Raw genomic sequence first — 8,469 nt, 5'->3', positions numbered from 1 at the left:
CTTTGATACCTAAATCAATACCGATACCTTCTGATTCAGGCGTTTGTTTTATGCAGTCAGGAACTTCACATAATACTGAAACATAGAACCTGTTAGATTTTTGTGACACTGTACCGCTTTTGATAATTGCGTCTTGAGGCAAATAATTAAACTCTTTTAGTGTTACCCACCCAATTGTAGGAATCTTAATTTGGTGGCGTTTTAGCGAAAAATCACCTTTCCCATTCTTAGGGAAATAAGCTTTCACATCTTGTCTAGCTTTCTTCTTGAAGCGAGGGTGCTTACTTCCCCCTTTGAAAAAGTTTTTGTAAGCACGTTCTGCATTCATGATGGATTGCTTAACCGCCTTGCTCGATACCGTTTTAATCCATAAGTCTTGTTGGTTTTGTTTCGTATGAACAGTATTTAACCATTTCGAGAAGTCATAACCACTCATGAATTTTCTGTCTTCCTCATAATTAACACGATTCGTTGCAATATACATGTTGTAGACATAACGACAAACGCCAAAGGTTCTGATGAGTTTTTCACGTTGCCGGTCAGTTGGTTTTATTTCCAGCTTATAAGCCCGCTTCATTTCTTAGCATCCTTTCACCTGATTTTAACGAGATATCATCTTATACATATATACCCATTTGTCTACTGTTTTATTACTCCTTGTATGAAGCTATCTCTATTTTACAATAAATGACAAGGGCAATACTACCAAAAAGGCTATTTCGCCATATAGGCGGCAATTTCTTGCTTTGTCCAATTATGACGTTTAAATTGGCGCCATTGTGCCAAATCAAAGTGAATACGGAACGTTAAAAATTGCTGCAACGTATCATGCCCCTTTAAACGATTGCAGTAAAGGCACGCAGCGACATAATTACTTTCGTGGTCCGGCCCTCCAAAGGCACGCGGTACAATATGATCAATACTCTCCGCCTGCTCCCCACAATAGGCACAAGGTATGCCATACAAATGCGCTGGCACGTCCACTACCTCCGCTGTCGTCACTTCTGAAATCACTTGCGGCTCCGCTTCCTGCTGCACCATTTGCTCAACGAGTGCGACATCCACATGAAAAGCCGTCAACCAGTTGCTTAATAGTGCTCGTTCAGCAGCACTTGGCACCGTGCGCATTAATGCGACTCCTTCTGTTTCATACCATTCAAGCACACGTAGCGGTTCATCAATGAACAGCTGTAACGCTGTATTTTGCGGCTTTTTAAATTGCTGACAAAATTCTTGAAAGCTTTCAAGCGCCGTATCCTCGTATAGGAAAACAACAAATGGTAGCATTTTGCGCTTTATTTGTTGCGATATACGTGTTATTAATGCAGGCTGCTCTAATAGCGTTAGTAACGCAAAATAAAGACCTGTGACATGTGCGGTCGGAAGCGATGATTTTTGTAATAGCTTTTCGATGCGACAGGGTGCACATAACTTACGGCCAAAATAAGGCGTGGCCTCATCTAACCAGGATAATGATTGATTTTCGCGTGCGCAGTTCGCACATTTTTTCATCGTGAACCTCCTTATAGTTGTATTTTTATACACTTTATAGTATTTTAATGTATAAAAGGGGTGGATTAAATGATTCAAAAAAATGTAGAAGCTACTACGATGTTACGCGTTATGTTAGCAGCTTTTGAACGTTATAAACAGGATGCACACCCATCTAGTGCATTACAAGAAACCGTTGCTTCATTAGAACAAGAGCAAGCAGCTGGCACACACTTTCTAGGTTATGAATACAAGGAGCAGCTCGTTGCGGTGACAAAATATCTTTTAAAAGAAGAAGCTATTTATTTTTCGCGACTGTCTGTCCTTCCTGCATATCAGCGTCAAGGCTTTGCGCAAGCGATTATACAAGCGCTTGAACACTTGGCGCATTCGTTACAGCTTCCATACTTAGAATGCCATGTGCGAAAAAGCGAACCAGCTAATATCAAACTTTATACCAAGCTAGGGTTTTTAATCACCGACGAAAAATTAATACTAAAAGCGAATGGTGGCAACATTACTACTGTTACGATGCGCAAACCGCTCATGTAATAAAATTACCATATTTAACAAAAAAACACTCGAAACAAGCAACTTTAACAAACGTGAAACGTCCCATTTATTGAGGAGGGATCTATTATGCTACAACCATGTTTAGAATGGGCGCATCGCCTGCAAGCATTGGCACAGGTTGGCCTGGGCGATGCACGCGATGAAGTCCAGAAACAACGTTATGAAGAAATGCGCAACATCAGTGCAATGATGTGTGCGCAGCAGAAAGAATGCTTTACGCCGAAGATGGACGTGCGCGGCGTTATTTTCCACAACAGAAAAATATTATTGCTACATAATCCTTTAACGAAAACTTGGTCGCTTCCAGGCGGGGTGTGCGATCAAAGTCTATCATTAGCAGACTATATTGTTCAATGCATATCAGAAGAAGTGAATATTGTGGTCCAGTCGCGAAAATTACTCGCGTTACTGCACCACGATGAAACATACAAAGCATTTATCGAATGTAATTGGCGCGGCGAAACGTTACCGGCACAGAGTCAATTTTTTAGCGTAGATGAATTACCTAGCGCATTAGCTCCAGGTGATACAACACGCGAACAACTTGCATTGATGTTTTCATTTTTAGAAAATCCTGTAAAATCCGCCGTTTTTGATTAAGTCCTCGTCCTAAGAAGCAAGAGTTGCCACAGATGGCGATTCTTGCTTTTAGTTGTCTACCTCCTATTTTTTTAATGCTTTCATCAAATCTTGGTGCCCAAGCAACACTAATATATTATATTCATCGCTATCCTTAACAAACTCACTGAAAGGATTCTATCAATGGTAAAAACACGTCATGAAATCGTGCTAAATTCTTTATCCTGCCTAATCATTGTCGCACAAATTATCTTCCTATTAATTAAGTGGCCTTCAATTTCTAATGAAGTCCCGACTCATTTTAATTTAGCAGGTATACCCGACGGCTTTGGCTCCAAATATAATTTACTGCTATTGCCGATTGTTTCAGTTGGATTATTCTATGGTATGCGAGCGCTATACCGAATTAAATATGATGGCTATTTGGCTAACTATGATGAAAATATAGCCAATAAGTTGTTTTCACTTTATCGTTCGTGGACATCACTTACGTTAACCGGAACAACACTATTCTTCTTTTCACTACTGTATTTTTCAATTCAAAATTCACGTGACATACCTAACTGGATTATAATTATTTATTTTTCCGTATTACTAGGTTCTGTTGTTGTTTACGGTATTCGAGAAGTCTTTTTGAAAAAGAACAGCAAACATCATTAAGCCAACTCTGTATGATTATAATCATTCCCTATTATCTACTAAAAAACAACGAAAACTGCGACGTAAAGAAGCTTTCGTTGTTTTTTAATTAATGAACTAACATCTCTAATACTTAAGCAAGTGATGTCGGCTCTTGATGCCATGCGATTTTGGGGTTCAAAACGCTTAAAAGAGCTTACTATAACCGAATAATGACAACACCTATTATGACACATACAAGCCCAAACACTTGCAGCAGCCGCACCTGTTGCTTTTTCGAACGAAAGAAGCCAAATTGTTGAATGGCAACGCTCGCTACCATTTGTCCAAATAGAGCGAACACAACCGTTTGACCTGTGCCGATTTTGCCTGCTAAATATGCATTCGTCAAGACAAAGGTTCCGCCTAATATCCCACCAAGCCATACCCACCAAGGGGCTCGTTTACGAAAAGGCTCGCGCACCTTTTTAAAAGAATATTCTGTCACACCGACAACACAGGCAAGCGTCATCATGCCAACCGTAAATGAAATCCATGCTGCATGAGGAGCTGAATGTAACACTATTGTTAAGCGACCATTGACCGCTACTTGCACAGCTAATAGCATTCCTGCGGCAATCCCAAGCATACGCCACGGCCACTGCTTCGTTGTCATCTTCAATTTTTTTGGCTGATAAACAACGAATATCACACCAATTAATACAAATAAAATGCCAATCAGGCGATGCCAGCCAAACGCATAATGTGGCGCCTGAAACAAGGCAAAGTGATCAATCAGCATTCCCATAAATGTCAGACCGAGCACCGGCAAAATCGCTGTTTGAACGCTCCCTAAAATCGGAAATAGCACAATATTTGACGTCAAAGCGACAACTCCGCAAAAACCACCAATCCAAATATAAAGCGGCTCATGATGAAAAAGCGCCGTTGAAAAACCGAGTGATGCACCTGTCACATAAGTCATCACGATAAGAAAAGGTAATGCGACCGTAAATGAAATCCACGATGTCACATACGGCGAGCCAACATAGCTTCGAAGCTGTGCATTAATTGCCGACTGAATCGCCATGATCATACCTATACTAAGCGCTACTAAAAACATGCGCATCCCCCCTTAACATACGTATTCCCTTTTTGAACTAAGTCTAGGGGCTGATTTAATTAAAAATCCATATTGTATAATAAATGGATAATCATTGAAAAAGGAGGACTAATTATGAATTATGCAGCGCTTTTTGGTGTTATTTGTTTTAATATCATTATTGGACTAGGTGCAATCATTGCGATCATCAGCCTAGTAGCGTCTTTGTGGATTACTGTGGCAAGCTTTTTACTATCGCCCATTTTACTGTTTATTGTAATTCAACTGCACCTACAAGAATTTCAACTATACAATGTAATAACAAGCTTTTTACTTTTTACTATCGCCGTATTAATCATACCATGGACGCAAAAATTAACACGTTTTACGTACCGACTTTTAGCTGGCTATGTTGCTTACAACAAACGCATCATCTTTCACTAAAACGATTAAAAAGCAGGAAGCGCAGATAAATGCGTTTCCTGCTTTCGTTATTTTAGTAATTGAAAAATCATTGTTTGTAGGACTAGAAAAATGCCACTGACCGCCCAATACAATGATAGCGCTGCAGGTACAGTCATTGCTACAAAACCCATCACAATAGGTGTCACATAAGCAAATAGACGCATTTGCGTCATAGATTTCGACTGAATGTATGCTTGCACACCGTAAAAAAACAGTACGATTAACGCAATCCATATACTCGCTTGACCTAATGATATTCCTAAAAAGGATGCCTGAGCAATTAGTGAATCCTCGCGAATAGCATAATACAATGCAAGGAAAATGGGCATCTGAAGTAATGCTAGTAAACAACCACTAAGTGTTGCAAATAGTGATGTGTCATGCTTCGTATAGACAGCTTGTAGCTCTTGTTGCATTGCTACTGGTTGTTCTTTAGCGCGATATTTTTCTGTAATTTCATCCATTTCTGGCTTCATAATCGCCATCTTTTCAGTAAACTTCTTAGATGACTGCCACTGCCGCACCGTTAGCGGCAACAACAGAAAACGAATTATAAGTGTTAACGCAATAATCGCCAAACCATAGCTCCCTTGAAACGTTGTAGCAAGTTGTGACAGTGACCATGTAAAAGGCTCGGTTACTTGCTGCGAACAACCCGTTAAAAAAATCGTCGTACTAATTAAAAAAGAAATGCGCTGCAAAGAAATTCCTCCATTCATTTTCGATTATAAAAACTGAATGGCTATCATATCTTCGTCGTCATGCTGCGCTACTCGTCTAAATCGCCGCACAAACCACGTACGAATCGCGATTTGTGGTACATATAATGACGCAATCATTGTCGTCAAAACGACTAGATTTGTGGTCGGTGTTAAGTTTGTTGAAAAAAAGATTACCGCCATCGATAGCGCAAGCGTTAAGGCCATTAGTAGCATTAATTGCATCGAGAAATCAAGTAATGGTACCCACATCATCAATTCGTATAGCAACACATTCTCACCTCATTTCTAGTCTATTCTACGAAAAAACATGAGAAAAGTTTCGTTTTTAAATCGATAGGAAAATTTTAATTGCCCCATTTGCCTCATACAATTCAAAATCTACCGCATAGGCACGCGTACGGTCACTCGCCCAAATTTTTTGCCAAGCTTGATATACTGCTTCCGGCGTTGCTGGTTCCACATCAATCACTTCATATTGCTGTGGCGGAATAGTTATACAATGGTCGCCTGTAGTAGTTGTTGTCCCAATTAAAAAATCATATGCTCCATTAAAGTCTGATTCATAATTGGAATAGACAGCGTAAATATCTCCACTTAACTGCGCTGGATTCATTGCTGCCCATAACGAAATAAGCTCATCTGGTTGTGCATTGGTCGTCCGAATTTGCTTTCCAAAAATAGTTGTCATCATGTATTCCCTCGCTTTCGATAACAGTTTAGCAAACATAGTATGACAACAGTCTGTCAGCTTTGCATCATTTTTTGTAGTTCTTTTTGATAAGCTTGCTGCAAATTCGCTGGTGATAAAATGGTCACACGACTGCCAAACATCAATAAAAACGGCACTAAATCCTTTGATACAGCTACTGAAAACGTCACATCAATCGAACCATCTGCCGCTACATGCCATTCATCTTCGGTAAAAAAATCATGCAGTTTGCCCAATTCACTTGCTGCAAAGCGCAATTTAATTTGTTGTTGTTCAACTTCTACACTACTATCTGTTGGAATAATTGGTGCCGCTATTTCTGGAATAACCGTCCATTTTTTAATTCTTGTTAACTTAAAGAAACGCTGTGCCTGCCGCATTTCACAAAAAGCTTCTACATACCAACTACCCTGCTGAAAATGCAGAAATCTCGGATAAATTATACGCTCTGTAGATATCGCTTCTGCAGATATGTAGGCAATCTGTAGTTTATACTTCTGCTCAATCACACGTAAAATATGCCCGATTTTATTTTTTGTTAACTGTTCTATTTCTTCACGATGTAATGTAGAAGACTGCACAGAAATGACCGGTTTATGTGGCTGTGCATATAGTAATTCTAGCTTTTGCTGCACGACTGTTTGTTGCGGCTCCATAAGCTGCTTTTGAATGATTAATGCTTCTAACAATTGCTGTTTTTCGACATTATCAAATGTAAACTGATCCAGTCGAAAGGTCTCCATTAATGAAAAACCACCTTGTTTTCCTAAAAAAGAAAAAATCGGAATTCCTGCTTCCCCAAGCGCATCCATATCCCGATAAATCGTGCGTGTACTCACTTCAAATCGCTGTGCCAATTCTTCAGCTGATACTTTTTTATGTTGCAGTAAATACAGTAAAATCGATAACAATCTCGTTAATTTCATCTATGCACCTCATTCTAGCCTATCAAAAAAGCAGCCTGCCTCAGACTGCTCATCAAACTATTCTTCTAATTCATCTGGATCTATCCAGTCATTCGTATGTAAATCAAGCACTGCCATACCATCATGCACGCCAAAGTATAGTGGATACTTTATTGCCGCACCATTTGCTTTATCGAAACAAGCCTTCATCCAAATGCCCAATTCAGTTATCAGTACATCTTCTAGTTCATGCTCTTCATAAAATTCTTCAAATTCATCCGAATCACCATACTGCTCCCACCAATTATCAACTAAAGCAGCTTCTAAAAATTCCACTGATTCAACATCGGCTTCATCGAATAAATCCTCCATGAAAAAGAGTTGCACATCAATGGTTGGCTCGCCAATAAATGCTTCCAACATTAACATTTTTACCTCTTCAGAAAACGACGATTGCTGAATATCGCAAAAACCTTTCACAACGACTGATGTATAATGCGAAAAACGTTCGTGTAACATTTCTTTATAACCTTCTACTGACCATTCCATACTGACACCCCTTTTTATTACCTTAACACAAACAAATGTTCTTTTCTATTAAAAAACTCGAAGCTCCCTTTCAGCTTCGAGTTTTTTGTTAATTTATCAGTGTTTGTTGTTTTTCAATTGTTTGCTTCACTTTTTCTTGAATGCCTGACGTGTCAAATGGCATAATGACATTTTCCGCCAAATAAGCTTTATCACTTAAAATTTGATGCATGATTTCTTCGGCAAGGCAATATATAAATTTGTGTATTAATAGTTCGTTTTTAAAATACACTAGGATACGCATAGCTATTTGTTCTATTATTCTTTATCTCTTAATACATTGCTTAATTTTTGAACCATTTGAACTACCCCCACTTAGCGTTTTCACGATCTCGCTTGAAGTGGGGGATTCCTACGAACAGTGCCTGCTTGTTCCTCCTTGCTCGAAACAGCGGCTTCACTTCTATTAGTAGGCGAGCCCCGTAGTCCCTACGGTTGGGTTGTTTCAAAAAGACGTAATCCTTCTGCTAAAATGTTGCGACTCGCATTGATGTCGCGGTCGAGGGTCGTGTGGCAGGATGGACAAGTCCATTCGCGGATTTCTAAGGCTTTCTTGCCATCATGATGCCCACATACATGGCATAGTTGGCTTGATGGGAAGAAGCGATTGGTTTTCACGAGCTCTCGGCCATACCACTTCGCTTTGTACATCAGTTTTTGCACAAACGAAGACCAGGATACATCGCTAATGGCTTTTGCTAGTTTGTGATTTTTCAA

Annotated in this window: 14 protein-coding genes; 4 read left to right on the top strand and 10 right to left on the bottom strand. The window is 39.5% G+C overall.

Annotated elements, in window-relative coordinates:
* Together V514_RS0118355 and V514_RS0118350 are read right to left on the bottom strand one after the other, a co-directional pair.
* Positions 1-577, bottom strand: a 577-nt coding sequence (locus V514_RS0118355) for an RNA-guided endonuclease InsQ/TnpB family protein (protein WP_029501223.1), incomplete at its 3' end; no start/stop codon positions are given.
* A 137-nt stretch (positions 578-714) separates the two neighbouring features.
* Positions 715-1,512: an HNH endonuclease gene (locus V514_RS0118350; RefSeq protein ID WP_029501222.1), complete on the bottom strand. Its 798-nt coding sequence runs from the start codon at positions 1,510-1,512 to the stop codon at positions 715-717.
* Between the two features lie 69 nt (positions 1,513-1,581).
* Here V514_RS0118350 and V514_RS0118345 point away from each other — a divergent pair, with 69 nt between their 5' ends.
* From V514_RS0118345 to V514_RS19885, 3 genes are all read left to right on the top strand, one after another.
* Positions 1,582-2,043 (top strand): GNAT family N-acetyltransferase, encoded by a 462-nt coding sequence (locus tag V514_RS0118345; RefSeq protein ID WP_029501221.1) that lies wholly within the window; start codon positions 1,582-1,584, stop codon positions 2,041-2,043.
* An 87-nt stretch (positions 2,044-2,130) separates the two neighbouring features.
* On the top strand, positions 2,131-2,664 hold the full coding sequence (locus tag V514_RS0118340; protein WP_029501220.1) for an NUDIX hydrolase N-terminal domain-containing protein: 534 nt from the start codon (positions 2,131-2,133) through the stop codon (positions 2,662-2,664).
* 162 nt (positions 2,665-2,826) lie between these two features.
* The gene (locus V514_RS19885) at positions 2,827-3,303 is read left to right on the top strand and encodes a DUF1648 domain-containing protein (RefSeq protein ID WP_051392507.1); all 477 of its coding nucleotides are present in this window, start codon (positions 2,827-2,829) and stop codon (positions 3,301-3,303) included.
* A 178-nt stretch (positions 3,304-3,481) separates the two neighbouring features.
* Here the strand turns inward: V514_RS19885 and V514_RS0118335 are convergent, their stop codons facing one another.
* Positions 3,482-4,384 carry a DMT family transporter gene (locus tag V514_RS0118335; RefSeq protein ID WP_235073590.1) on the bottom strand — a complete coding sequence of 301 codons (903 nt, stop codon included), beginning with the start codon at positions 4,382-4,384 and terminating at the stop codon, positions 3,482-3,484.
* Positions 4,385-4,498: 114 nt separating this feature from the next.
* Here V514_RS0118335 and V514_RS0118330 point away from each other — a divergent pair, with 114 nt between their 5' ends.
* Entirely contained in the window at positions 4,499-4,807 is a 309-nt protein-coding gene (locus tag V514_RS0118330; protein WP_029501218.1) for a DUF1700 domain-containing protein, read from the top strand.
* 47 nt (positions 4,808-4,854) lie between these two features.
* On the opposite strand, the gene V514_RS0118325 is transcribed toward V514_RS0118330, so the two are convergent.
* The 7 genes from V514_RS0118325 to V514_RS19495 all read right to left on the bottom strand — a co-directional run.
* Positions 4,855-5,529, bottom strand: a complete 675-nt coding sequence (locus V514_RS0118325) for a YidC/Oxa1 family membrane protein insertase (RefSeq protein WP_029501217.1) — start codon at positions 5,527-5,529, stop codon at positions 4,855-4,857.
* A 24-nt stretch (positions 5,530-5,553) separates the two neighbouring features.
* Positions 5,554-5,820 (bottom strand): hypothetical protein, encoded by a 267-nt coding sequence (locus tag V514_RS0118320; protein ID WP_029501216.1) that lies wholly within the window; start codon positions 5,818-5,820, stop codon positions 5,554-5,556.
* 55 nt (positions 5,821-5,875) lie between these two features.
* On the bottom strand, positions 5,876-6,241 hold the full coding sequence (locus V514_RS0118315; RefSeq protein WP_051392506.1) for a GyrI-like domain-containing protein: 366 nt from the start codon (positions 6,239-6,241) through the stop codon (positions 5,876-5,878).
* A gap of 53 nt (positions 6,242-6,294) precedes the next feature.
* On the bottom strand, positions 6,295-7,185 hold the full coding sequence (locus V514_RS0118310) for a helix-turn-helix transcriptional regulator (RefSeq protein WP_029501214.1): 891 nt from the start codon (positions 7,183-7,185) through the stop codon (positions 6,295-6,297).
* Positions 7,186-7,242: 57 nt separating this feature from the next.
* Positions 7,243-7,713 (bottom strand): hypothetical protein, encoded by a 471-nt coding sequence (locus tag V514_RS19880; protein WP_051392505.1) that lies wholly within the window; start codon positions 7,711-7,713, stop codon positions 7,243-7,245.
* A gap of 88 nt (positions 7,714-7,801) precedes the next feature.
* On the bottom strand, positions 7,802-7,924 hold the full coding sequence (locus V514_RS20815; RefSeq protein ID WP_268744231.1) for a hypothetical protein: 123 nt from the start codon (positions 7,922-7,924) through the stop codon (positions 7,802-7,804).
* Positions 7,925-8,181: 257 nt separating this feature from the next.
* The coding region (locus V514_RS19495) for an RNA-guided endonuclease TnpB family protein (protein WP_152529011.1) at positions 8,182-8,469 on the bottom strand (288 nt) is incomplete at its 5' end.

Origin of the sequence: Kurthia huakuii LAM0618 (assembly GCF_000505545.1) — a bacterium.
Lineage (GTDB): Bacteria > Bacillota > Bacilli > Bacillales_A > Planococcaceae > Kurthia > Kurthia huakuii.
This window is presented reverse-complemented; position numbering and strand designations above follow the sequence as displayed.

Coding starts and splice junctions, on each gene's coding strand:
- V514_RS0118350 (WP_029501222.1), bottom strand. CDS start 1,512: ATGAAAAAATGTGCGAACTGCGCACGCGAAAATCAATCATTATCCTGG.
- V514_RS0118345 (WP_029501221.1), top strand. CDS start 1,582: ATGATTCAAAAAAATGTAGAAGCTACTACGATGTTACGCGTTATGTTA.
- V514_RS0118340 (WP_029501220.1), top strand. CDS start 2,131: ATGCTACAACCATGTTTAGAATGGGCGCATCGCCTGCAAGCATTGGCA.
- V514_RS19885 (WP_051392507.1), top strand. CDS start 2,827: ATGGTAAAAACACGTCATGAAATCGTGCTAAATTCTTTATCCTGCCTA.
- V514_RS0118335 (WP_235073590.1), bottom strand. CDS start 4,384: ATGTTTTTAGTAGCGCTTAGTATAGGTATGATCATGGCGATTCAGTCG.
- V514_RS0118330 (WP_029501218.1), top strand. CDS start 4,499: ATGAATTATGCAGCGCTTTTTGGTGTTATTTGTTTTAATATCATTATT.
- V514_RS0118315 (WP_051392506.1), bottom strand. CDS start 6,241: ATGATGACAACTATTTTTGGAAAGCAAATTCGGACGACCAATGCACAA.
- V514_RS0118310 (WP_029501214.1), bottom strand. CDS start 7,185: ATGAAATTAACGAGATTGTTATCGATTTTACTGTATTTACTGCAACAT.
- V514_RS19880 (WP_051392505.1), bottom strand. CDS start 7,713: ATGGAATGGTCAGTAGAAGGTTATAAAGAAATGTTACACGAACGTTTT.
- V514_RS20815 (WP_268744231.1), bottom strand. CDS start 7,924: ATGCATCAAATTTTAAGTGATAAAGCTTATTTGGCGGAAAATGTCATT.